Raw genomic sequence first — 25,891 nt, forward strand, 5'->3', positions numbered from 1 at the left:
ACATTTGATTATATTAATTTGCACATTTGTGCTGAGTGAGAGTGAGGCAGCTCCAATGAATGAAGAAGAGAAAAAAATATTGGTCCAGGTCGCGAAAATGTATTATTTGGAGGATTTAACCCAGAGCGATATATCCAAACGTCTGGGAATCTACCGTACATCCATCAGCCGTCTGCTCAAGAAGGCACGGGATGAGGGTATCGTACAGATCAACATTATAGATGAGGCCAGTACCCATTTTGAAATGGAAAACCGCCTCAAGCAGTTGTTTGGTCTCCAGGAGGTGATTATCGTCGCTTCCCATGAGAGCATGTCAGGTAATGACAAAATCAAGTCCGTGGGCAGAGCCGGTGCGGAACTGCTGAGCAAGATGATTAAAGACGAGGATGTGGTCGGTTTTGCCTGGGGAAGAACGATGGGCAGCCTGATCGGCGAGTTTAATGATTGTCCGCAAAGATCGGCGCATTTTGTCCCTCTTGTCGGTGGTCCCGGAGACATGGAGACCAAATATCATGTCAATGCAATCGTCTACAGCATCGCAACGGATTTTGGCGGGGAAGCACATATGATTGATGCAGCAGCCGTTCTGGAGCGCAAGGAAACCAGGAATGAAATTATGAACTCCAACTACTTCCGTAAAATCACAGAGCTATGGGATAAGCTTACGGTAGCAGTAGTGGGTATTGGCGCCCCTATCAGCAACTCCAATATGATCTGGACCGGATTTTTGGGAGACAAAGAAATCAAACATCTGAACAACCATGATGCCGTCGGCGATATCTGTTCACGGTTCTATGATTCACAGGGGAATGCGGTAAATTCGGAGCTGGCCGAGCGCACAATCGCTATTCCGCTGGAACGGCTGCGGGATACCCGGTATACCCTTGCACTCGCGGAGTCTATCGAGAAGGCCCCTTCGATTCTTGGCGCCATCCGCGGCAAATATATCAATGCCCTGGTCACCAACGAAGAGACCGCTGCCGAGGTGCTGCGGCTGGCCGGGGATTCAGCTGGCTAACACCACTATGGAGGGGAATGATCCGGATGGGCTTACTGATTATTGCTGCGGCTCTCGCCTGGCTGCTGCAGGGAATGCTGGGACTTCTGCAAATCAGGAATTTCAATAGAAAATATACAGAGCTTAGAAGACTCGGACGTGTAGCCATCGGCAAACAAACCGGCAAATTCAGAGCCGGAACGGTGGTCATGTTCGCCATTGATAAGGACACCCGGATTATGCAGGCCGCTCGAATGCAGGGTGTCACCGTATTTTCGAGGATGCGGCAGCTTAAGGGATTTGAAGGCCGGCATTTACTGGGATTAACTGAACAAGATATGCGCCATTGCAACAAGCTGATCCGTGCCGCCATCATGGATGCGCTGAACAATTGTGACATTATCCTGAAGGGGGGTGAACTTAAGGTCAGGAAATCCTGGCTGGAACGGTTAATGCCCGCAAAAAAATAAAAGAGGTGAGGTTAGTATGAATGTAGTTACAAATTTGGCTTCAGGCTTCATGGATTTGTTCCGTGCCGGCGGTGAAACGTTTATGAGCCTGGTCACAGGAATCATCCCCCTGCTTATAATGCTGCTGGTAGCCATGAACTCGCTGATTCAACTGATTGGCCAGGATAAGGTAGAAAAAGTCGCACGTAAATCGGCCCGGAATCCTTTCACACGTTATTTCGTTCTGCCCGTCATAGGTACTTTCATTTTGGCCAATCCGATGACCCTATCCTTGGGAAGATTTCTGCCCGAGAAGTATAAACCGAGCTATTATGCCGCAGCCTCTTATTCCTGCCATACCCACAACGGGCTGTTCCCGCATGTGAATCCGGGCGAGCTGTTCGTATTCCTGGGCATTGCAGCCGGCATCACAGCACTGGGACTTGATACTACCGAACTAGCCGTACGTTACTTCCTGGTGGGCATAGTGACGAATTTCCTCAGAGGCTGGGTCACCGACTTAACCACCGCTTATGTATCGAAGCAGCAAAGCGTCAAATTAAAAGAAACTGTGAGTCTTTAGGAAGGAGGGAGAAATGAAAATGGAGACTTACAAATCAGTGAGGGTATCAGCCGGACCCGGCGGTTTTGGCGGACCACTCATTATCACACCGACAGAGGTGAAGAACAAAGTCGTCTATGTGACCGGAGGAACACGGCCGGCAATCGCGGAGCGGATCGGAGAATTAACAGGTGCCGAGCTGGTGGATGGTTTCAAAACAAGTGTCCCCGAGCAGGAAATCATTTGTGTGGTTATTGACTGCGGCGGAACCTTGAGATGCGGCCTCTATCCGCAAAAAGGGATTCTCACCATTAATCTGCTGCCTACCGGCAAAAGCGGACCTCTAGCCAAACATATTACGGAAGATATCTATGTCTCAGGGGTTAAGGTTTCGAACATTGAGCCGTATGAAGGTGCTGCAACACCCCATACAGCCCAAGCCGAAAAAATCGTTGATAAAGAAATTACACAACCTAAGTATAGCGCAAACAAGAAAATTAGTGAACAGCATAAGCCAAAAGGTCTGCTTGCCCGTGTAGGTATGGCTATGGGCTCCATTATAGGTGTCTTCTATCAAGCCGGCCGGGAAACGATTGAGACTGTGATTAAAACGATTTTACCTTTTATGGCCTTTGTAGCCATGCTTATCGGTATCATTAATGCTTCGGGCATCGGAGATATCATTGCCAAATTCCTCTCCCCTCTGGCCGGATCGCTTCCGGGCTTGCTGCTGATTTCGCTGATCTGCTCCTTCCCTCTGCTATCCCCGTTTCTGGGACCCGGGGGAGTAATTGCGCAGGTAATCGGAACACTGATCGGGGTAGAAATCGGCAAAGGCAACATTCCTGCCCATCTGGCCCTCCCGGCCCTCTTCGCCATCAATTCCCAGGCTGCCGCAGATTTCGTGCCCGTGGGGCTGGGACTCGCCGAAGCCGAAGTCGAGACGATCGAAGTGGGCGTTCCTTCGGTGCTCTACTCGCGGTTTCTGACCGGAGCACCGACAGTGTTCATCGCCTGGCTGGCCAGCTTTGGATTATATCAGTAATGGAGGAACTATTTTATGCAGACCATATATAAGACTCGTATTACTAAGTTCGGATCAGCTGCCTTTGACTTTATGGAGGATAAAGTATTTGTGCTGTTCGGAAACAACGCACCCGAGGATGTAGCGGAGTACTGCCTGCTGATTGATCTCTCGAAAGTGAATGGAGAAATCTCTAAAGGAGATATATTTCAGCTGGGAGGCAAATCATACACCATTACTTCTGTAGGCAGTAAAGTGGCACTGAACCTGGAGCAGCTCGGACATATCACACTTCAATTCGACGGCAAGACAGACGAAGGTCTTCCGGGAACACTATATTTGGAGAATACGCCTTTCCATAAGCCCGAGATCGGCAGCGAAATCATAATTATAAAACAATAAATCATTTGGGGAGATAGAGACATGAGTGAGAGAAAAGTAGCACTGGTTGCCGGTGGCGGACAAAGTCTGGGCGAGGCGCTCTGCCATCGTCTGGCTGAAGATGGATACAATATTGTTGTCGCAGATATTAATGAAGGAAACGCTCAAAGAGTAGCCAGAGAAACTGGTGAGCAGCATCAGATAGGAGCCTTGGCGGTTCAGGTGAATTTCACAAATGAGCTTGAGGTTGCCGAAATGGTTCAGCAGGCTGTTGCTTCCTTCGGACGGATCGATCTGCTGGTTTATGTGGCAGGCGTGGCCAAAAGCCGTAAGATTACGGATTTCGGACTTGAAGACTGGAATCAGACCGTTGATGTGAATCTGACCGGATATTTCCTCTGTGCACGCGAAGTGTCCAAAATCATGATCGAGCAAGGCGGCGGCAACATCATTCAAATCAATTCGAAATCCGGCAAAGTCGGCAGCAAGCATAATTCCGCTTATTCCGCTTCGAAGTTCGGCGGCGTGGGCCTTACCCAGAGTCTTGCACTGGATTTGGCCGAACACAATATCCGCGTCAACGCGATTATGCCCGGAAATCTGCTGAAATCACCGATGTTCCAGAGCCTGCTTCCCCAGTATGCAGCCAAACTGGGGATTGCTCCGGAAGAAGTGGAGCAGGTGTACACGGACAAAGTGCCGCTTAAACGGGGCTGCACTTATGACGATATCGCCAATGCGGTAATCTTTTACGCTTCTGATAAAGCCTCTTACATGACAGGTCAGGCGATTAATGTAACCGGCGGTCAGGTGATGCACTAATCTGTTTACGTACAGCAATCATTACTTCCCCCTTCAAGCGTTCACTCCAACAAAAGAAACCTTAGTCCGTGACTCCACTGGACTAAGGTTTCTTAGTTTCGCCTGCTGCTTATTGCCGCCTTATTAAATGAATCCCATCACTCTTGCCACAAGTACCGCAGCTTCCGCCCGCGTGGCCTGTGACTTCGGAGCAAAAGCTCCTGAGGTCTGGCCTTCGATGAAGCCTGCTTCAGCCATGAGATTCACCGCATCCAGAGCAAAAGCAGAGATTAGCGGAGTATCGCTGAACTTGACTGCTTCATGCTGCTTCGGCAGTTCTTCTCCCGCCGCCTTCAGAATACGGACGGTGATGACCGCCATTTCTTCCCGGGTAATGCTGCGGTCCGTACCGAAGGTACTGCCCCCGTATCCCGTAACAATTCCCAGGGCCTCCGCTGATGCAACCGCATCCGCATACCACTGGCCGGCTTTCACATCCTTGAAGGAGGAGCTGTGGCCTGACTGCACCAGTTCAAAAGCCTCCATCATCATCTTCAGGAACTCGGCGCGGGATACCGCGCGTCCGGGAGCATAACTGTTATTCCCGGTTCCCTTCACAATTTCACGGGCCGACAAGGCTGTAACGCCATCCTTCGCCCATGAATAGGGCTCCATGTCATTATAGCCGGATGGAACCGAGACCACCGCATACTTGCTGAAATGTCTGGCGCCAAAGACAAGCCTTCCGGCTGTTCTGTCATATTTGGAGTTCCGGATCACCTCCAGACCTCCGTCATCACGCAGGGAAGCAGCGACCAGTCCGTATACGGATTCATCCGCTTGCGGCGTATAGGGAATCTCGGCCTTCACAACACTTCCCTTGGCGAAGACGTTCACACTCTGCCCGTTAACGGAGAGCCCAAATTCATAGACAGGCTTGTTCTTGAGCAGGCCGGACAGTGATGCCTTCCATCCGGACCGGTCCGCCTGTCCGATCGACACAGTCAGCCTGTCGGTATCTTTCAGACTATCGACCGCATCGAATGGAATTAACAGTGATGCTAATCCAGATTCAACCGACAGGAACCTGATTCCTTCCCGCTGTGCCTTAAGCCAGGAACTGACCGGAAGCTCCAGCGTAATGGCGGACAACTCTCCGCTTGGCTGCACTTGAATATGCAGGGTGTCCTCCTTGTTCTGGATCGCCTGCTTGAGGGCTTCCTCCAGGCTCTCTTCACTTAGTGTGGCTAGCGCCGCTCCCTGATTCGCGGCAGGAATGACCTGAATGCGGCTGCCGTGCACGTTTATTACAGTCTGAGGTGCAGATGGAAATGCATTCTCACCTGTACTTCCTCCGCCAGCCGGTGGTGACTGCTCCTCCTCCTTCAGGGTCTTCACCGTATAGTCAGTACTTGAAGCCTTGTTACCCGAATCATCGAAGGCGGTCACCCTGAATGTATAGGATGTATCCGGCAATAACCGGGTAAAGCCATACTCATAGGTATCCCCTGTTACCGTTCCATGTACTTCTCCGTTCAGCAGGACCTCATATCCGGCCACCCGCACGTTATCGGCCGGGGCATTCCAGCCCAGCCTCAGGGAATTCGCGGTAATGGAGGAAGCCGTTAATCCGGTTGGAGGTGCCGGGAGTACGGGCGGCGTTGGCGAATCTTCATCCATCACAGCCACATTGGCGATTGCCGGCACACCGGTTCCGTATACCGCGCCGGTTACCGTGAAGCTTCCCACGGAGCTGTATTGAACCGGATCGATATCCTGCCAATGTACAGACAGGGACCTGACCGTATTATCGCTATATACTGCTTCAACTACCGAGGGCAGCTCCGGAGCTGTTCCCACTACTGTTGTTACTTCCACCTTGTTCAGACTGACAATGACTGCTTTGACCGCCAAATGCTCCAAGGCAGCGTGCAAGCCGGATGCTGCCGCGTCGATCGAGGATTGGGGCGCATCCGCAGCCAGGTCCAGCGCGGCAGCTTTTGCCGTATCCAGAGCTGCAAGGCTCTCTTCCGTATAGAGGTCACGCCGCACACCTTCAGCTTGCTCTTTCAGATACTCCAGCAGCGTCCGGTCAGCTGTCTTCTGATAGAATTCCAGCTCAGCCACGTTGGCGTTCCCGCTTGGGGAATAATAACGGAGATAGCGGTAAGCTGTATCGCCGCTAATGGCAGCCGTATGCCATTCTGCGGTGGTGATACCGCTTATGGTATATAGATCCGTATAGTGCTCTCCATCTGCAGAGCCCTGAAGAATCGCTCCATTGACCCTTCCGAGATGGGCCTGAGTGCTTCTCGGATAGAATTTGAAGCTGGACAACGCCTTGTCATTGCCCGCTCCCAGATCGGCAACAATCCAGCCCGGATTGGCTTTGGTATCAGTATAAGTAGCCTTGTCGCCGTCGAAGGCCTTCCAGCCGTTGACAGCTTCGGATAACTTCCCGTCCCACGAGATATGAGACGCCATCACCATCGATTCGGTAACTGTTATTCTCTCTGCTGGCAGCTCCGTGACCGTAACCAGCAGCCGCTCCGCCTGGAACAGCTCATTAAGCAAGGCCAGCATATCTGCGCCTTGATCTCCGGCAGCTTCCACAATCCGGTCCGCCTCGTGCTTGTACTGGTAGTAGCTTAACCGGGTGTATCCTTCAGGTCCCTTCACCTTCGACTCAAGGACTGCGGCTGGAATACTATACTCGCCGTATATTTCTACTTCAGCTACATTGCCGCTCCATGAACCAGGGTTAACTATCCTTAAATACCTGTAAGGCTTGCTGTCCTTAATTTGTTCCTCATTAATATAGGTCCAGGATTGGTCAGCCGCGCCTGATACAGCCGGGGTGAGAATAGTCCAATTCAGCTCATCATTGGAGCCTTGAATGATCAGGCCATTCATCCGGCTGGCATAACCTGTTCTCGGCAGCAGAATGACGCCGCTGAGTCTGATTGACGCTTCTGGCCCGAAGTCCAGCGTATAATAAGCCCCGTTGCCGCTGGCCAAATCTCCATAGGTCGCAGTGTTGCCGTCAAACAGCAGATAGCCGACCTTGTCAGCGGGCAGACCATTACTGCCGTATTGGGCACTTGAAGCCGTCACACGGGCCAGCTTCGTGACATCCACATATTTGGACTTGTTTACATAGTAGAGCACTGAATGATCTGTAGTGAATAGGGCAGGAGCGGCCGGCAATCCGCCTGCGGTTGTATAGTTAATAGAGAATTTGATCTTGCCCGCCGGCATAGCGCTGTCCATGATTACAGAAGCCGTCCAATTGATCCGGTCTGTGGTGTGCACGGAGGCTTGCCTCCCCTGTATGGTAACCTCTACACCCTCAATAGGTTCGGCAGATTGGAAGGACAAGTCAACCCTGCTGCCGGTTTCCACCCTGTTCTGAGTACTTTGCGGGGAGCTGAGCGTTACAGACTTAAGCTTGTTATGGGTCTCATGCCGCTGGCCATAGATGCGAAGCTCGGACAATTCGAACATCGTGCTTGACGGCTCGATCATCTGAAGCTTCAGGAAACGGAATTGTCCTTCCTGCTGCGCTTCACCGACCTCCAGCGTCTGCATTGCATCCGATACGGTAGTCATTCCCGGAGTGAGCCGGGTCCAGGACTCCTTGTCATTCGAGCCATAGACTGCAGCCCCGCCTATCCGCTCAGGGAATCCGGTTCTGACTTGAAGCGCGAAGGCCGTGGCGGATACCTTGAAGCTCTCCCCGAAATCCAGAATATAGCTGAGACTGTCGGCCAGATAATACCCGGCAAAGCTGTCCGGCGCGTTATCGATCAGATTTCCGATTTCTGTTCCGAAGGTGGAAGAGGCGATGGTATCGAAATAGCGCAGGCTTCCGTCCTTCATCAGGGGTGTCAATTCCTTCAGACCTTGGGCGGCGAGATTCAGACCGGCCAGCTTCCGGTACATCTCTTCATCGGTCGCGTCAGGCAGCGCATTCATCACATCGCCGATCATGGCCATATATTCCGCCAGCGTCGTGGAGATGTAGCTGGTTTCCGGATTGTACCTGCCGGCAGCAGCCGTTGCCGCCTCCTGCCGGCTCTCCCCTACTGTAACGGTTACGGCTTTGGCTGTTACCGAGACTCCATCGGCCGCGCTTACGATCAGGGAATATACCCCCGGCTGTTCCGGCTTCCAGGAGAACGCACCCGTGCTCTCATTGAATACAGCCCCTTCAGGCATATGATCCAGCTGATAGGTCACAGTATCGCCTGCGGCTGCATCTTTGGCAGACAGATCTACCTGGAGTGTAGCTTCAGAGCCCGTATAGGCATATGCATTCACATCTGCCGGTCCGGAAGTGAAGGCCGGCGGGGTCAATCCGGCTGCCGGCGCCAGCAGCAGATGATCGATATCGACCAGGGTTCCGGGACCCGTGACCTTGAAATAGATCAAATCCCCCAATCCATGGTATTGATCCATGGTCAGCGTTATATATTTCCACTGGCCCTTCGTATCCGGCAGCACCAGCTCTGATTCTGTCCATCCGTTGACTTCCAGCCTGGCTGTTCCGTTCGTCCGGATACGAAGGGCGACTGTCTTCAGGCTTGTGCTTGAGGCAACCACAGAAATCCGGCTGCCTGCTTCTGTAGCCTTAACCTGCACGTAGGAAATGTCTCCTTCTTGCCGCGTTACCGCATTGGTATCCAAGCTGGTAGCCCGCTGCTCTATTTCTGTCCAATCTGCGCTGGGCGAGACTTCTGGCAAGGTGGATGCCCCTTCGGAAGCCGCTTCCTTCGGGATGAACAGCCAGTAATCCGCTCCGCCATCGGGTGATTCCCAGTAATACGGCGTCCGCTTATTGAACATTTCGGCATAGTATGGAGCTTCCTTCTCTATATCCACCCCCATGCTGTATTTATAGTAATAATACTGGCCGTATACATTGCCGCCGATCCGCCCCCGGTATGCACCGGACAGCACTTTATAAATCACCGGATTTCCTTCCGCGTCGTAGCGGGCCACAACGGGAGTCCAGGGTGTGTCATAGCCAAGCATATATTGGGCGAAGTAATCCGCTGCCTTCAGAATCCGGTTGCCCAGGAAGGCGTAAGCGGTTACAGCATTATCCGCAGTGGACAGCGTTCCATCCGCCGGGTCAACCTTCGTGCCCTGGGCATCCAGCAGCCGTCCCAGAATCTCCACATTGGTAAGATCTCCGGCGCCGTGAGCCTGATCCCGGCCCATCTCCACATGCTGAACTCTCGGCGTCTCCAGCTGCTCACCGGTTACGGCGTCTTCCGTCACCAGCCGGAACAGCTGCCGGATCGCACCGTTCTGGCCTTGATCCACGGCAGTCCTATTAACGGTAAACCATTCAACGCCTTCCTTGTACCGGTCTATATTATCTGTGAAGATATAACCGGACATTGCCCCAAGCAGCGGATACAAATGCTGGTTCATGAAATAGTTATTGCCGTGCAGAAAGGTCTCCGTCATCGGCACAATCAGATTGGAGGTGAACTTGGCGGTATCCGCTTCCGTCCAGCTAAGCGCCTCATTCCGGGCACCGGTGTACCGGAGAATCTCCGCCGCAGTCACCATCCGGTTCAGCGGAATGCCCATATGGATATGAGAGTCCGTAAAATACGTATACTGGGCCGGGTCCATCTGCTCCCAGATGCGGATGATAGCCATGGCATTGGCGCGGTAAACTTCATCTCCGGTAATGTAATACATAAGAGCTTGTGTATACGCGCTTAATCCGTCTGTAACGAATGCCCCTTTGCTGTTCACCGCGACGCTTTTCGGCTTGGCCGGATCTGCCGCGCTGGCCTGGGTTGAAGTAACGGTTCTGGATGCGTAGGAGGACTTCGTCATGGCCGCATAATACGAATTCCAGGGCTCCTGCCCCGCGATCACCTGCTCACGCATATTTTCCAGAACAGACTTGGTCACCCCCACTCCGGGATGGGTAAACCCGCCTCTGACCGTCTCATGAATAACGACCAGATCACTTGGTTCAGGAACGCTGACCTCCGCCTTAGCCGTAGGCAAGGCAATGTCACCGATCAAGGTTACAGCTAACAGGATGCTTGAGATCATAATGACAAACGCTTTCGATAACAGGGATTTCCGGATGCTCATATCCAACCTCCTTATGAATGAATAGCTTTGTGTTCTAATTTCAAATTCCCCGCGGAAACACGGCTCATCATAGCAAATTCCTTAACTGCTATCTATTGCAAATTCTTTTGTTTTCTTATGTTTTCATTCAAACTTTAACGAAAGCTCCAATCCCCCCGCGGGAAAGATCCGGATTATAAAAAGCATTAAGAAATGCACTCTTTCTAATATAATTGGAATTTATTCCCGGACTGAATTCAGCTATAGTACTGGATGGAAGCGATTCCACAAAAAGAAGGAGAGCTGAAGGAATGAAAAAATTTGTGATGATCCTGTTTATCCTCACCCTTGCAGCCGGTTTAACCGGACTCGTGCCGGTCAAGCAAGCGGAGGCGGCTCCGGCAGGCGGCTTTGCACATCCGGGTCTGTTGCATTCACAGGCGGATTTTGACCGCATGAGGCAGATGGTGAATGCCGGAACCCAGCCGTATCTGGACGGTTGGAACCAGCTCATGAACAGCCCGCTGTCGCAGGCCGGCTGGACCCCGCGGGCAACCGCCACGATTATCCGCGGCGGCACCGGGGATAATGTGGCGCTGCTCTACAACGATACAGCCCGTGCTTACCAGAATGCCCTGCGCTGGAAGATCAGCGGCAGCACGGCCAACGGAGACACCGCCCGCGATATTCTGAATGCCTGGTCGTCTACCCTTACGGCCGTCTCAGGCAATGCGGACCGTTATCTGGCATCCGGCCTGTATGGTTATGAACTGGCCAATGCAGCCGAACTCATGCGGGATTATCCCGGCTTTAATGTAACGCAGATGCAGGATATGCTGATCAATGTCTTCTATAAACCGCTGAATGAACGGTTCCTGATCGGCAATGAATTCGGCCAGGATCATAATGACGCCTACATCCAGAATTACTGGGCCAACTGGGATCTGGCTAATATGGCTTCGGCTGTGGCTATCGGAATCTTCTGTGACCGCGCGGATATCTACAATATTGGAGTTGAATATTACAAGCATGGGGCCGGCAATGGCTCGATTTATAATGCGATTCCCTTCCTTCATCCGAATGGGCTGGCCCAGTGGCAGGAATCCGGGCGCGACCAGGCGCATACCCAGCTCGGCGTCGGCCTGATGGCTGTAATTAATGAGATGACCTGGCATCAGGGCGACGATCTGTACGGCTGGGCGAACAACCGCTTCCTGCGGGCCGCTGAATATGTAGCCAAATACAATAACGGGGCAGATGTACCGTTTGCTGCCTACGAGTGGGGCACCGGCACGAACGGTACCGTCCAGACCCAGACGGTTGTGTCCGATGCCAGCCGCAATGAGGTCCGCCCCATCTGGGAAATGATCTATAACCATTATGCCAACCGGAAGGGACTGTCGGTCCCCAATATTGCCGCCCGCGCCGCGCTGACAAGACCGGAAGGTGGCGCCAATACGCAGTATCCCTCCACCTTTGACCAGCTTGGATTCGGCACATTGCTCTATACCCGTCCGGCAGGCTCCGGGGAATCGGCTTCTCTTCCAGGAGGCAATATCCCGGATGGCACGTACAGGTTCACCGTACGTCTGGACGGCAAGGCTCTGGAAGCCGCCGGTACGGCGAACAGTTCCCCGGTACGGAAATCAACTTATACCGGGGCAGTCAGCCAGCAATGGACCGTAACCCATCTGGGCGGCGGCCAGTACAGCATTAAGAATGCGCAGAGCGGGCTGTTCCTCGAGGTCGCAAGCGGCTCTCTGGACCATGGAGCCAAATTCCAAATCTACTCCGGCAACGGCGGAGACCATCAGAGGTTCGCTTTTATCCCTACGGGCAGCGGATACTACCGGATTACCCCTGTGCATTCAAATAAGCCGGCCGATGTGGTCAGCGCCTCGACTAGTGAAGCTGCCCTGATTGATCAATGGAGATATACCCTCGGCAGCCACCAGCAATGGAGACTCGAACCGGTCTCCGTGAATGTCCGCCTGCAGTCGTATAACTATCCGGACCGCTTCATCCGGCACAGCAGCTACCGCGCCCGGATAGACTCCGGCGTCTCCCCTGCACAGGATTCACAATTTAAAATGGTAACCGGGCTGGCTAATGCGGGTGGTGTATCATTCGAGTCTGTCAACTACCCGGGACGGTTCCTGCGGGTCCGTTCCAACGGGGAAGTATGGCTGGACCCGAACGACAGCACAGCAGCCTTTAACAACGAGGCGACCTTCCGCCGTGTAGCCGGCTTGGCCGACCCGCAGAAGTCCTCTTACCAAATGTGGACAGACCAGACCAAATACCTGCGGCACGTAAATTATCTGTTATTCGCACAGGCCGAGTCCGGTTCTGCATTCAGTGCAGATGCTACCTTTACAGAGGTCACTCCTTAAGCCGGTTTGAGAAGGATATACGTTAGCACTTGGATGGACGCTGCCGCTTTTCCGCGGGTCAGTCCGTCCTCTCCGCTGTTTAAGCGGGGAATGCATCTACAATCTTTAAAATAAAAAAATCCATAGACCAAACATAAAGCAGCACTCCTCCCATAACAGGAGAAGCGCTGCTCTTTTAACTTGTATGCATTATAAGAAGGCACCTTTCTCAGCTTGTAGACAATCCACTTTTGGACACCCCCTCACAATACCTTTATCCCGTCAGCATGCTTCCCGATAATCATATACGGCTCCTCCAATTGAAACGCGCTGCCGTTCACCGTTACATTCTCAAAAGTAACGTCCCGGACAACCCGGGCATCGTCGTAGCCCTCAATATGCGAAGGGTTCGTGCAGGTACCGTTAAAGTGAATGTTCCTGAACGTAATCTGCTCAATCCGCTTGCCCGGAGCAGGGTTATATTTCTCGTTCTGCAATACCCGCAGATTGAACAATTCACCAAGCTCAAACGATTCAATTCGGATATCCTCATACGCTACATTGCGGACGGTATTGTTGTCACCTGCGTTAATCGCCAGGCAACCCCAGTAATCGGGCTGAGGCTCATGATGCTCCAGGATATCGAGCTCCGTGAACCGGATATTCTCAATGACATCGCCGTCTCCATCATAATCGCCGTGCGTGCCGATATTGACCGGGTGGGCGACATCCGCCCACAGGATGGAGCCGCTGACCGAGACATCCCGCGTATCGCCCCGGTATTCACCGCGCGAAGCATACACCGCAATACAATCGTCAGATGTGCGGAGGAAACCTCCTTCAATGGTGACCTGTTTGCAGGCCATCATATCAATGCCGTCACACCAGCCGCGCGTACTGAACGATTTCAGGTTGCGGATCAGAATATGTTCCGACTGGCCGAGAAGTACGGTGTAGTGCGGGGGATCAACCACTGTTATCCCTTCGATGTAGATATCACGGGAATATTTAATGTCGAAGCCCCGGTAAAAGGTATTCTTCTCATAATCCGACATGTACAGAATGCCCCGGCCTTTTACTGTCACATCATGAACCCCGTCACATACAAAACCTCCATAAACTACTGCGCCTCCCGGGATATACACCGTGCTGCAGGATGGAAGATGCAGCAGCGGTTCATTCAGCCGGTGAAGGCCCGGTCTGAAGATGAGGATTCGCTGAGCATCCGCATCCGCAGTATGCTCCAGCTGTTGCTGGAGCTCCTCTGTGTTATGAATTCCCGGCTCCAGAATCAGAAGCTCACCGCCTTCCATGTCCGGCAGCTGCTCTTCCGGCGGATTCGCAAAAATATGGAGATTATGAAACCGTTCGCCATTGACTTCAACCGACAGCAGCTTAGGCCCGTCAATGGTGAACGACAAGCTGCGGCCGCTTATTTCACCCGCTAAGCCGGCTGAAAGCGGCCGGATCACAGCCTCCCGAACCGTTTCAGGATGATATTCTACTTCGATTTCAACCGTTCCGGAGCAATCGAACATGACCATAGATGCGTTCCGTACATTGTGCATATCCACTTTGACATTGTAGCTGAAGAGCGGCTTCCACTCCTCACCCGGCGTCCGGACGCGGACGGAGAAATCGGTGTTGTGCACGGCACCCTCCGGTGCCGGATAGACATGAATCGTATTGTCAGATAGCAATATTCCCACTCCTATCAGTAAATGATGAAACCAGCCGTGCTTAGGCATGTCTCCATGTCTGCACAGCCGGCTCACAAATTCGTGCATGTAATAGTGTTATTTGCTGCGTTCTTCGTATATCTTCTGCGCTTCATCAAGCTCCGCTTGTCCGCCTGACTTCAGCCACTGGGCCTTGAAATCATCAAATGCCTTATCCGTGTCTGCTTCCCCGGTGATAGCTTTAATATAGAATTGGGTCTGAAGCGTAGTCAGAATCGTCTCATATTGCGCCTTCGTGGTCATGACGGTCGATTGCATCAGGTCTGTCAACACAGTGAGTCCGTCAATTTTGGTGTACTTGTCACGGAAGGCAATTTTGTCAGCAGAGAAATGATATTTCGTCATCGCTTCCACCTTGCCGCCGAGCGGATTATAGAAGCCTACACCTAATGCGGCCAAGGTTTCCGCCGGATTCTCGATAGCCACAGCCAGATCGCCTTCCAGATTATACGTTACGCCTTCTTTACCGAAAGTGGTGGTCAGATAGCCTTCTGCATCCGTTGCGGCATATTCCAGAATCTCCAGAATCCTCTGTCTTTTCTTATCATCCTTCTCAAGCTGAACGCCGAAGAAGATCGGAGGCTGCAAGGCGCCATTGGAGAACGCATACTTCTTGCCATCAGGCCCGGTAAGCGGTGTCCCCGGCACCAGCTCAATTCCTTTATCCGTCGCTACCTGCCCGAAATATCCATCCTTGTACAGATGATGCCACATCCCGGTATCGAACATTCCTGTGCGCAGACTGATGAATTTGTTCTGAATCGAGCCGTTGTCGTCAGTAACGAACTCAGGATCAATAATTCCGGCCTCGTACCACTTGTTCAGAAGTGCCAGCCCTTGTCTGGCTTCTTCCGTAATCGCGCCGTATTCCACTTTACCGTCAGCTCCCAGTTTGAACTGGAACGGATTCACGCCATAAGCGGCAAAGATCGGATTAAACATCTGCATTTGCGCATCTTTACCACGGCCGGACATCCCGAAGGTATCCTTCTTGCCGTTGCCATCCGGATCATCATTCGTGAACTTGGTCAGCACATCTTCCAGCTCTGTCAGATCTTTCGGAGCCTCGCTGTAGCCAATCGCTTTCAGCCATTGTCCGTTATACGCCGGCATGAAGCCTGTGCTGCCGTTGGACCAGACCTTGGGAACTCCCCAGTTCTTGCCGTTATAGCTCCCGGCATCCCATGCCTTGGGATCAATACTCTCTACGTCTGCCACATACTTAGGCATATAAGTCTTAATATCCTCCACCGGAATACTGGCAATTACGCCCTGATCCGCCCATTGCACCATATCTCCGACTGTTCCATCGACAGCCAGAACATCCGGTATGTTGCCTGAGGCAAGCATGACCCCCAGCTGTTCCTTCCAGGTCGCGGTTTCAAATTTCACATTTTTAATTTTGACGTTGAATTTCTGCTCAATGAATTTCTGCACATAGTTATTGTCAGCTTCCGGCGCGTTCCAGTTGTTCGCCCAAGTAATTTCAATCGGCGCTTCCGTTCCCGGATTTGCTGGAGTATTGGATGAAGAAGTACTATTATTTCCGTTATTGCTGCACCCGCTGGCAAGCAACGAGGTGGACAGCAGCAATGCTGCCATACCGGTCAACCATGATTTTGTTTTCATTTTTCTAATATCCTCCCTTTTGTTCTCTGATGCTTGTTATTTAAACAATACTGCCTGTATAGCAGATTGAGTAAATCCTGTTAACCTTTGAGCGAGCCTACCATTGTACCTTTGACGAAATATTTCTGCAGGAACGGATAGACAATGATAATCGGCAGAGCCGTGAACATCAGCGTAGCCGCCTTAATCGGTTCCTGATATCCCAAAGCCGTATTTGTTGTATTGGAGGCGTACATGGATAGGTCCTCGCCTGTAATCACAACTCTCCGCAAAAAGGTGGTTAGAACCTGCTTGTCAGGGTCCTGGATATAGAGCACAGCGTCAAACCAGGCGTTCCAGTGTCCAACTGCCGACCATAGAGACAGCGTAGCCAGAACCGGCAGGGACAGCGGCAGTACAATCTGGAAAAGAATCCGCAAATCGTTCGCTCCGTCAATTTTGGCTGAATCCTCCAGCTCATCAGGGATCGCCTGGAAGAAATTGCGCAGAATGAGCATGGAGAAGGTGCTGACCAGCCCCGGCAATATGTATACCGCACGGGTATCCAGCAGCCCGAGGTTTTTAATCAGAAAGTAGGTTGGAATCAGGCCGCCGCCGAAGAACATCGTAAATACGATCAGCAGCGTAAACACATTGCGGTGGGGCAGATATCTTCTCGACAGAGGATAGGCGCCCATGGACATGAAGAGAACGGAGCATACCGTACCCACTACAGTTCTGAAGACGGTATTGCCGAAGCCGATCCAGATATCATGTTTCCCGAGTACCCGCTCCCATGCATACAACGAAACCTGCTTCGGATAGAGATGGATGCCCAGTCTTAACGACTCTGCGGGACTGCTGAACGAGATCGCCAGCATATGAACAAATGGATACAACATGATAATGCAGAGAATAACCATGAACGAAATCAGAAAGATTTGAAACAACGTACTACCTTTGCCTTGTCTCACTGCCTGGTGCTCCTTTCAAATTAGAATAATCCGTCTTGCCCAAGCTTCTTCGAGATATAATTGGTGAACAGCACCAGCATAAAAGCGATCACATTCTTAAATAGCCCTACCGCAGTCGTCAGACTGAATTGAAAATTCTGCAAGCCTACCCGGTAGACATACGTGTCCAGAATATCAGCTACTCCATAGGTTGCGGGCGAGTACAGGTTCAGTATCTGGTCGAAGCCTGCATCGAGAATTCCGCCCATCCGCAGAATAAGCATCAGCACAATAACGGGCAGGATGGACGGCAGCGTGATTTTGAGGGTCTGCTTCCACCTGCTTGCCCCGTCCATGACAGCCGCTTCATATAAATCGGGGGAAACTCCCGTCAGCGCAGCCAGATAGATAATCGTCCCCCAGCCTACTTCCTTCCAGATCGCTGAGGTCACCAGTGTGAATCTGAAATAATGGGGATCACCAAGAAAATAGATCGGCTCCAGACCGACCAATGTAATCAGATAGTTCACCACTCCCGTGGAGGGAGAGAGCAAGGTGATCAGAATCCCGCCCAGAATGACCCAAGAGAAGAAATGGGGCAGATAGGTAAGCGATTGGGCGACCTTCTTAAATTTGGATGACCGGATTTCATTAATCATCAGCGCAAGAATGATCGGGGCGGGGAAGCCGAATACAATATGATAGATACTGATGACAACCGTATTCCCCAGAATTTTGAAGAAGTCAGGCGATTGCAGGAACAGAAATTTGAAATGCTTGAGTCCGACCCAGGGGCTCCCCCAGATCCCGTCCATAATCCGAAAATCCTTAAAAGCCAGCTGAATTCCATACAAAGGCGAGTATGCGAATACGGCGTACCAGATCAGTACGGGTGTGAGTAATAGAAAGAGATACCTGCATTTTTTATATTCTTTCCATACTGCTGCGATCTTTGAGGTTCTTCTCCCGGCCTGGGTTTTACCATCCGAAGTGACAAGCGAGGTCATTACAGTTGCTCCTTTCCAAAATAGACAATCCCGGTATATTCATCATGTGCCGCTCACAAATGTAAGTTTAGATTTATGGAAGCGCTTTTTCTAGTTCAACTTCATTCAATTCCTTATACTTTCTTTCGTTTTCCAGCCTGCAGAAGTTCAATTATTCAAGCGTTTATCCACTTTCGGCCGAAATATGAACAAATCAGCGCCTCTTTCTTATGAATAGTAGCCGCTACTCAAAATGCTGAAGCGCCCTTTAGCAAGTGTAGAATATACATCTATTTTTCAGTTGCCGCGGTATCCAGACTCCCGTAGGTGTCGTTCCACGCCGCATAAGCCGCTTCTTCACCTTTATCCTCACCTTTTCAAACTGCATCATTTCCTATACAAACAAAAAACCTTCATTGGCGTGAAGGTTCGGGATAATTAATATTTAAGGCTGGCGTTGCTAGGGCATTCAATTCTCCAAAGTGATCCAATCCGCTTGATCCTTATGCGATTTCCGGTATTGGACAGGAGTGACGCCGTACCGGGCTTTGAATTTACTGTGAAAATATTGCGGATTACGGTAGCCGACCTGCTCGGCAATGACAGCGATGGACAGCCGCGGATCGGCAATCAGCAGCTCGGCGGCCTTCTCCAGTCTTAGCTTCGTTACATATTCGGTGAACGGGGTTTTGGTGACTTCACTGAACAGGGTGGAGATATAAGCAGGTGCCAGCGAGACTTCCCTGGACAGAATCTGCAGCGATAAGTCCTCATGCAGGTGGCTGGATATGAAAGCTTTCAACGTACGGATGACCTCTGCATGGGCATGATTGCCTTCAGCATTCATCAGCTCCGAAATTTCTGTACACAGCTTACGGATGCTTGTCATTGTTTCGTACAGCGTATCCTTCTTCAGCTCGTCAAACAGATTGGAATACGGAAGCAGATGCTGCAGCTTCAGCTCGATTACACACTGGTAGAGCTGGGCAATCAGCTGAAGCACGGCCAGCTCCGCGGCATCAATCTGCACCTCTTCTTTATGTAACGCTGAGACAAAGGTATCCAGGAAATCATTCACTCCCTTAAGATCGCCGGCCTTCAGCGCATTGCTGTAATGATCAAAGTTGAAGAAGATAGGCTCCGCATTCAGGGGCTGCGTCTTGTGGAATGAAATCACCGTATGCTTGCCGTAGATATAATGATACCGGCTGGCCTGCTGCGCCGTCTGGTAGGAATCCGGAATCTCTTCAATAGAATGAACCTTCCGGCCAATGGCCGCCTGAAATGTGAAGCCCTCGCCGGATATCCGCTGCAATCCCTGCAGATCATTGATAAGGATGGACGGGTCAAATCCCTGTTCCTGCTCCAAGTAGTAAAGAATGACTGCCTCTCTTGCATTTAGTGAGATGAATTCTCCCGGAAGCGTGCTGTAGAGCTCGTATCTGGCTTTTAACCCCTCCGGCTCCCCTGCGCTAAGCTGAAGGTATGCTGCGCAATAAGCGGTATCAGGCAGTACTCTTTCCTGAGGCTCCTCGTTCTGGCTGACCCCAAGCAGCAGATTGATGAGCTCATTCTTCCTGGCCTGGGACTCCAGATCCACAATCTTGTCGTTCATTAAGGAAAAGGTGTCTCCGATAATCATATACTCATTCCTGCGGGAGAGATGAGCATGGGCCGGCTGGAAGCTGCCGATCTTGGCCATCAGCTGTTTGATGGGAATGTAGAGCTGTTTGGAGAACAGGAAAGAGATCAGAAGTCCGAACAGAATAATAATGGCAGAGGCGGTATACAGCCCTGTTTTTAGATGCTCGGTAAAGAGTTCAACGGTATTGGTTGGCCGGTACATCGCGTAAGTCCACTGATGAGCCGAATGAACGGCTGGAAGCTGTGACAAGACCCCCGGCACTCCGCCCTCCTTAATCCTTCTTTCCTGGAACGATCCCGAACCAAGCGCTTCCTGCAAAAGCTCGTCGATCCTGTTGTTCTCACCGCCCGCCGAGAACAGCACATGATCCGTTCCATCCAATACGAGAAGCTTATCTTCCGGGGAACTGAGCATAGGAGCCACAACCGTCTGCAGATAATTCACGCCTACATCGATGATGAAATACCCCGCAGCCTTCACGCTCGGCAATTGATAGGGAAGTTTAATCACATAGCTGATAACCTGCTCACCGTTTGCGTTAGTCCGGACTGTCCACTTCTTAAGAGGCATATGGGCCAGTTTCCAGTAGAAACCCGATTCCAGCGAATTGGCCGTTTTCATATAAAATTTGTCTGCATCCACCACATAATCATTCCCTGGGAAATATACCGCAACATTGGTAACACCCGTATTCTCCACCTTGAAGAACTCCAGATCATTATTGAAGGAAGCCACCCGGCTCAGATTCCCCTTCCAGCCCCCGTACAGCAACTGGCTCAGGTTGGCATTACTCTGTATAAAGTTGATGGATAAGGCCTTGTTCTGCAGGTTATCCTCATATTTTTTGAGCAGCGTCTGTTCTATAAACGTCTGAACGGCATTCAGCCGGGTGACACTGTCCTTGGCGATTTCCTGGTCCATCATACGGTTGGCCTGGGTATACCAGTAGCCGCCCATCGTGCTGATTAGAACAACAGAAAGAATGGTATAGGATAAAACCAGGTGATTGAATATGGTTTTTTTATAACCGTATTTGTTCATGCTGCTCCCCCTTTTCTCTGTATACGCGCTTACTTTTCGGCACCCGCTAAATAAAACGCTTTCATAAATAACCTCTAGTTATGCAAGCCTGCTGCACTCTCTTCATGATACCAGCTTTTTAAATTTCCTTACTATTATAAAATCTTTCGATTTATTCATTTTATTTGCGATAAGCAGGCTTATTTCAGTTCGATCTGCTGTTTACGGTACTTTCACCAAAATCATCTACAGCATAAGAGCCGCTTAAGACCTATGATGAGTTCGTGAATACTGCGACAAATCCAGCTGCTGCAATCCTGCCGCAGCGGCAATTCCTTCCGTAAACAGAGACCGTGCAGGAATGAAAAAATCCGCCAGCTGCACTGGCGGATCAAAAATGAGTATAGAGTGAAAGCGAATTAAATAAGAAATGCTTTAGAGATAATAACCAATAAAATGAAGAGAACCAGAATGCCGGCAGTTGAAGTCAGTCCTCCGCCCAAACCGCCGTATCCGCCTACACCATATCCGCCTACATTTTCACTCATCATTAATTCCTCCTCTAAATTGGGGTACAGCTTAGAATATTCAAATAACCAGACTGTGCCTGGGTATATTGTAAATGGAATTTGCATCCTTTCAGCCGGAGATGATAATCAGTTGACATCCCCAGCCAAAATAAGGAGCAGCCATCCCTGGCTGCTCCTCACAAACTATATATACCGGATAGAATACTTAATTCTCTTCATATAATAATGTATCCAAAATATCATTCAGCGGAATATCGGCAACCGCCATCACTTCATCAGCAGCCCCGTAATACATGCGGACGGTATCCCCGATTAACAGGGCACCGCATGAGAAGACTACGCCCCCGAAGAAACCGTTCACTTCATAATCCGCCTCCGGCTCCATGAACGGCCGGGTTGAACGCGCCAGCACTTTGCCCGGATCTTCGAGATCCAGCAGTACGGCTCCCATGCAATAGCGGTGTTTGGTATCAGCGCCGTGGTACAGCGTCAGCCAGCCCCGCTCCGTCCGGAGCGGCACGGCTCCGCCGCCCATCCTGCCGCCGTCCCAGGATGCTTCGCGGAGTCCCATCAGGAAACGGTGATTGCCCCAATGCAGGAGGTCCGGCGATTCGGCGATCCACATTTCCGGCGCACCGAAGGAATGCGGCACCGGACGCGTCAAGGCATAGTATTTATCGCCAATCTTCTCAGGGAACAGCATCACATCCTTGTTCTCCGGAGCCAGAATCACTCCGTGACGCTTGTAGGTTACAAAGTCGCCAGTCTCCGCCAGCCCTACGCCTACCCCGCGGGAAGAAGCCGCACTGTAAGTAATGTAATACTTCTCTCCAATCTGCGTGATGCGCGGATCTTCCACTCCCCAGGCTTCAAGCGCCGTCATCGGGAAGATCGCCGGCTGATCCTCTACGGTGAAATGGATGCCATCCTTGCTGCGTGCCACGCGAAGATGGGACATGGAGGTCAGCATCACCATCCGGCCCTTCTCTGCTACAAAGCGGGTATCACTGAAGTCATACCGTTCATCATCTGACGACAAACGTTCTACCGTAATTTCCCCGGTAGCCTCATCCAGCTTCGGGATCAGCACTTCTCCTTCGCAGCTGCTGACCGGCGCTTCCGCCACACGGAGCAGTAGAATAGTCTCTTCCCCATACACGGCAACCCCGGCATTGAAGGCTCCCAGCACCTTGAAGTCCGGCCGTGAAGGCTTAACATCGGCCGTCCTGACGATAGGATTATGTTCAGATCGTATTACTGTCATTCATATCTCCTCTTTCTGCTCTATTTGGCGACTGCCGCATCAATCTGCTTCTGAATCTCGTCAATGACCTTCTGGCCGCCGACCCCGAGAATCTTGTCCTTCAGCATTTCTTTGCCTTTATCTGCCGGCAATACCCCCTGGGACAGCGGCAGGAATACAGAGTCGAAGAACGGTGTGGTCTTGGCGTATTCGGTCTTCACCTGCTCGGCATCGAAGCTGAATCCGGTGATCGGGCTTAAGTTGAAGAAATCAGCGGCGCCGGCCTTTTCAACCCATTCCTTGTCACCGGCCAGCATGTTGTCCGGAGTACGCTCCAGCGTTGGTCGCCAGGTGAGCACAAAGCCGGGGAATACATATCCGGAAAGCTGCTTGTAACTTGTATCGCCTACGGATTCCCAGTCCTTTCCTTCAACACCATACTCCAGCAGATCGTGATTTTCTTTAATCGACAGCCAATTCGCTACATCCATAACCAGTTCGGCATGCTTCGAAGCTTTGGGAATGGTGAGGAAGTTCCATTGCTGGTAATTGGAATATGGCTTGGAGGTCTCGTCGTGGGGAACCACCACTTCCAGCTCGGCTCCGTCAATCTTGAGCGCATCCAGATACTTAAGGCCTTCTACGCCATCGGCCGCATAATAGGTTGCCGCATATTTCCCCTGGTTAAATAAGGTCTGGGCATTCTGCTCCTGGGCAATATTCTTGGACAGGATGCCGTCTTCATAGTACTTGGTCGCCCGCTCGAAGGATTGGTCCAGTGTCTTGGCCTCCCATGCTCCTACAACCTTCTTGCTGTCGAGCGAATAATAGAACATAGGCACTAAGGTCTCGATAAAGCTTTCTTTGCCCGTATTCAAGGTATCATTAAATAGCGCTGTAAGCTTATCTGCTTTGCGTCCGTCGATTACAAACGGCTTGATCGTTGTTTCCTTCTCTTTGACGGTATAGAGGAATTTCTCCACATCGGCTACTGTCTTCAGCTCGGGCATCCCGTATTTCTCGCGCAGATCCTTGCGGATAACGAACCCGTATAAGGTTCCCTGTACAGTCCCGAGCGGAATCCCCATGATCTTCCCGCCGAATTTGTTGGCATCCCACATTTGATCGGGAATGGAAGCCTTCAATTCCTGGCGCGACGCTACCATATCATCCAGCGGAATAATGGAGCCGCTGGCAATCATCTGTGACATCGACAACCACGGCGCATCCAGATACATGTCGAACTCCTCGCCCGCCGACATTTTGACTGAGACCGAATTGCCGTAGTCGGACCACGGAAGGAAATTAATATTTAATGAAGCGCCTACGTTGTCCGCCTTCAGCTTTTCATTGACCGCCTTCAATACATCCTCGAAGCCGGCAGGCTTATCACCCGGGAAATATGCCTTTAATTCGACAATTTCCTTCGGGTTGCCCCCTGAGCTGTCTTGACCCGCTCCGTTATCCGGAGCCCCCGCCTTATTATTTCCGTTCCCCCCGCAGCCGGACATAAGCATGGATAGTGACAGAACCGCAGCCAGAGTAATGCTGAACAATTTTTTTGATCTCATTTCAATAACCCTCCCCCATTCATAATAATGCTTATATGCGATAACCGGAAATCCGGTTGTTGCCAAACGCGGCTTACCCTTTGACTGCCCCTACCGTCAGTCCTTTGACAAAATATTTCTGCAGCATGGGATAGAGCAGGATAATCGGACCAATGGTCAGCACGGTCGTTGCCATGCGGACCCCGTAAGTCGGCGCCACGGTAGAGATTGCAGCGGAAGCCGGGATCAGATTCTTGGCCGCTTCCATATTAGAGACCATCCGGCGCAGTATCAGCTGCAGCGGGAACAGCTTCTCGTTATCGATAAACATCAGCCCCATGTACCAGTCGTTCCAATAATTGAGGGCGTAGAACAAGCCCACCGAAGCCAGAATCGGCTTGGAGATCGGAAGGATAATCTGAAAGAACACTCTCATCTCATTGGCGCCGTCTATACGTGCCGCTTCCTCCAGCTCCTCCGGAACCGTTCTGAAGAAGCTTACGAGCAGGAATACAAGAAAGGGCTGGCAGAGCAGCGGAAGAATCAGCGCCCAGATTGTATTTTGCAGATGCAGCCATTGGCTGACCACAATATAGAAGGGAATAATTCCACCCGAGAACAGCATGGGCAGATAGCAGAACAGCAAAAATGGAGTCTGCAGCACATTGCGCTTATTGGCCAGCGAATAAGCCAGCATGGCCGAAATGCAGAGTGCGGCGACCGTACCCACCACTGTAATGATGAGGGTGATACCGTATCCATTGTACAGGGCGTCCGAATGCAGGAGCGCCTTGTAGGCGGCAATCGAGAACGCTTTGGGGAACAGCGTGTAGCCGTTCACAATCAGCTCACTCTCCTCCGTGAACGAGCCGATGACCATCAGCAGAAACGGAAGGATACAGAATAGGGTGAACAAGATGAGTACCACATAGGCAAAAATACTAAATAAACGGTCAGACAACGTCTGTTTCAATTCTTTTCCCTCCTAGAACAAAGCGGATTCTTTGGACATTTTGCGTGTAACCGCATTGGCGATAATCACGAAGATCAGACCCATTACCGACTGGAACAAGCCCACCGCGGAGGACATCCCGAAATCATGAAGCTGCCGCATAGAACGGAATACGAAGGTATCAATCACATCCGTTGCCGGATACAAGAGAGAGTTATCTCCGATAATCGCATAGATCATGGCAAAATCGCCGTTGAAGATTCTGCCGACCGACAGAAGGGTCATAATGGAAATGGTCGGAACGAGCAGCGGCAACGTAATCCGCAGCATAATCTGCAGCTTGGAGGCGCCGTCTATCCGCGCTGCTTCATATAGATCCTCGGAGATGCCCGTGATAGCCGCCAAAAAGATAATCGACAAGTAGCCGGCACCCTGCCACACGCGGATAATCGTAAGAATCCATGGCCATAAGGCGGATTCAAACATCCAATTGACCGGCGCAAAGCCCAAATGCTGAATCCATGCATTGACCGGCGGTGATTCGCCTCCCAGGAACGATTGCACCAGCATGCCGATCACAATCCATGACATGAAATAAGGAAGAAAGATCAGCGACTGCGAAATCCGCTTGAAATACTTATTGCGGATCTCATTAAACATCAGAGCGATAAGAACCGCTGCAAGCGTGGTGAACACAATGAACAGCACATTCAGCAGCAGTGTATTGCGCAGGATGGTCCAGAAATCATCCGATGTAAAGAAATAATTGAAGTTGCGGAAGCCTACCCAGTCGCTCCCGGTGATCCCTTTGGAAAAGTCATAGTTCTTAAATGCAATAAGGATTCCGTAAATCGGAAAATAACTGAAGATAAGAAAGAAGAGCAATCCCGGCACCGCCATCCCGTATAAAAAAGGATTGCGTGCAATTTGCTGCAGTTTGTAGCCTGCCCCGCGTTTCCGGACATTTGGCATTCCTG

General features: G+C 51.2%; 18 protein-coding genes. 7 read left to right on the plus strand and 11 right to left on the minus strand.

The genetic code is table 11. The features are described from left to right. Nucleotides 1-55 precede the first annotated feature (55 nt). From PBOR_RS25545 to srlD, 6 genes are read left to right on the plus strand one after another with little or no spacing between them, the layout of a single operon-like run. Nucleotides 56-1,018, plus strand: a complete 963-nt coding sequence (locus tag PBOR_RS25545) for a sugar-binding transcriptional regulator (protein WP_042216534.1) — start codon at nt 56-58, stop codon at nt 1,016-1,018. A 26-nt stretch (nt 1,019-1,044) separates the two neighbouring features. Continuing rightward, nucleotides 1,045-1,467 (plus strand): transcriptional regulator GutM, encoded by a 423-nt coding sequence (locus PBOR_RS25550; protein ID WP_042219935.1) that lies wholly within the window; start codon nt 1,045-1,047, stop codon nt 1,465-1,467. A 16-nt stretch (nt 1,468-1,483) separates the two neighbouring features. Then, nucleotides 1,484-2,029, plus strand: a complete 546-nt coding sequence (srlA, locus tag PBOR_RS25555) for a PTS glucitol/sorbitol transporter subunit IIC (protein WP_042216536.1) — start codon at nt 1,484-1,486, stop codon at nt 2,027-2,029. A gap of 19 nt (nt 2,030-2,048) precedes the next feature. After that, the gene (srlE, locus tag PBOR_RS25560; protein ID WP_042219936.1) at nt 2,049-3,053 is read left to right on the plus strand and encodes a PTS glucitol/sorbitol transporter subunit IIB; all 1,005 of its coding nucleotides are present in this window, start codon (nt 2,049-2,051) and stop codon (nt 3,051-3,053) included. Nucleotides 3,054-3,068: 15 nt separating this feature from the next. After that, complete coding sequence (locus PBOR_RS25565) at nt 3,069-3,434, plus strand: PTS glucitol/sorbitol transporter subunit IIA (protein ID WP_042216538.1); 366 nt, start codon at nt 3,069-3,071, stop codon at nt 3,432-3,434. A 21-nt stretch (nt 3,435-3,455) separates the two neighbouring features. Further along, on the plus strand, nt 3,456-4,235 hold the full coding sequence (gene srlD, locus PBOR_RS25570; RefSeq protein WP_042216540.1) for a sorbitol-6-phosphate dehydrogenase: 780 nt from the start codon (nt 3,456-3,458) through the stop codon (nt 4,233-4,235). Nucleotides 4,236-4,358: 123 nt separating this feature from the next. Here the strand turns inward: srlD and PBOR_RS35715 are convergent, their stop codons facing one another. Then, a complete protein-coding gene (locus PBOR_RS35715) occupies nt 4,359-10,337 on the minus strand; it encodes an S-layer homology domain-containing protein (protein ID WP_052429636.1) in 5,979 nt (1,992 codons plus the stop codon). Between the two features lie 290 nt (nt 10,338-10,627). Between PBOR_RS35715 and PBOR_RS25580 the strand changes: the two genes are divergently transcribed. Then, nucleotides 10,628-12,709, plus strand: coding sequence for an RICIN domain-containing protein (locus PBOR_RS25580; protein WP_081972183.1), 2,082 nt, complete (start codon nt 10,628-10,630; stop codon nt 12,707-12,709). 242 nt (nt 12,710-12,951) lie between these two features. Here PBOR_RS25580 and PBOR_RS25585 read toward each other — a convergent pair whose 3' ends face one another. The 10 genes from PBOR_RS25585 to PBOR_RS25625 form a co-directional block, all read right to left on the minus strand. Beyond that, nucleotides 12,952-14,388 (minus strand): glycosyl hydrolase family 28 protein, encoded by a 1,437-nt coding sequence (locus PBOR_RS25585; protein WP_042216542.1) that lies wholly within the window; start codon nt 14,386-14,388, stop codon nt 12,952-12,954. Nucleotides 14,389-14,484: 96 nt separating this feature from the next. Beyond that, nucleotides 14,485-16,056: an extracellular solute-binding protein gene (locus tag PBOR_RS25590; protein ID WP_042216544.1), complete on the minus strand. Its 1,572-nt coding sequence runs from the start codon at nt 16,054-16,056 to the stop codon at nt 14,485-14,487. Between the two features lie 80 nt (nt 16,057-16,136). Then, on the minus strand, nt 16,137-17,009 hold the full coding sequence (locus PBOR_RS25595; RefSeq protein ID WP_245647911.1) for a carbohydrate ABC transporter permease: 873 nt from the start codon (nt 17,007-17,009) through the stop codon (nt 16,137-16,139). Nucleotides 17,010-17,029: 20 nt separating this feature from the next. Further along, nucleotides 17,030-17,803, minus strand: coding sequence for an ABC transporter permease (locus PBOR_RS25600; RefSeq protein WP_245647912.1), 774 nt, complete (start codon nt 17,801-17,803; stop codon nt 17,030-17,032). 640 nt (nt 17,804-18,443) lie between these two features. Continuing rightward, complete coding sequence (locus PBOR_RS25605; protein WP_042216547.1) at nt 18,444-20,660, minus strand: helix-turn-helix domain-containing protein; 2,217 nt, start codon at nt 20,658-20,660, stop codon at nt 18,444-18,446. Nucleotides 20,661-21,058: 398 nt separating this feature from the next. Then, on the minus strand, nt 21,059-21,187 hold the full coding sequence (locus PBOR_RS37775) for a YjcZ family sporulation protein (protein WP_218918930.1): 129 nt from the start codon (nt 21,185-21,187) through the stop codon (nt 21,059-21,061). Nucleotides 21,188-21,374: 187 nt separating this feature from the next. Beyond that, on the minus strand, nt 21,375-22,433 hold the full coding sequence (locus PBOR_RS25610) for a glycoside hydrolase family 130 protein (RefSeq protein ID WP_042216550.1): 1,059 nt from the start codon (nt 22,431-22,433) through the stop codon (nt 21,375-21,377). Nucleotides 22,434-22,453: 20 nt separating this feature from the next. Beyond that, the gene (locus PBOR_RS25615; RefSeq protein ID WP_042216552.1) at nt 22,454-23,983 is read right to left on the minus strand and encodes an extracellular solute-binding protein; all 1,530 of its coding nucleotides are present in this window, start codon (nt 23,981-23,983) and stop codon (nt 22,454-22,456) included. A 73-nt stretch (nt 23,984-24,056) separates the two neighbouring features. Then, nucleotides 24,057-24,935 (minus strand): carbohydrate ABC transporter permease, encoded by an 879-nt coding sequence (locus tag PBOR_RS25620; RefSeq protein WP_052429637.1) that lies wholly within the window; start codon nt 24,933-24,935, stop codon nt 24,057-24,059. A 12-nt stretch (nt 24,936-24,947) separates the two neighbouring features. Next, a complete protein-coding gene (locus PBOR_RS25625; RefSeq protein ID WP_042216555.1) occupies nt 24,948-25,886 on the minus strand; it encodes an ABC transporter permease in 939 nt (312 codons plus the stop codon). Between the last annotated feature and the right edge of the window lie 5 nt (nt 25,887-25,891).

The organism is Paenibacillus borealis, from assembly GCF_000758665.1.
Classification (GTDB): domain Bacteria; phylum Bacillota; class Bacilli; order Paenibacillales; family Paenibacillaceae; genus Paenibacillus_AQ; species Paenibacillus_AQ borealis.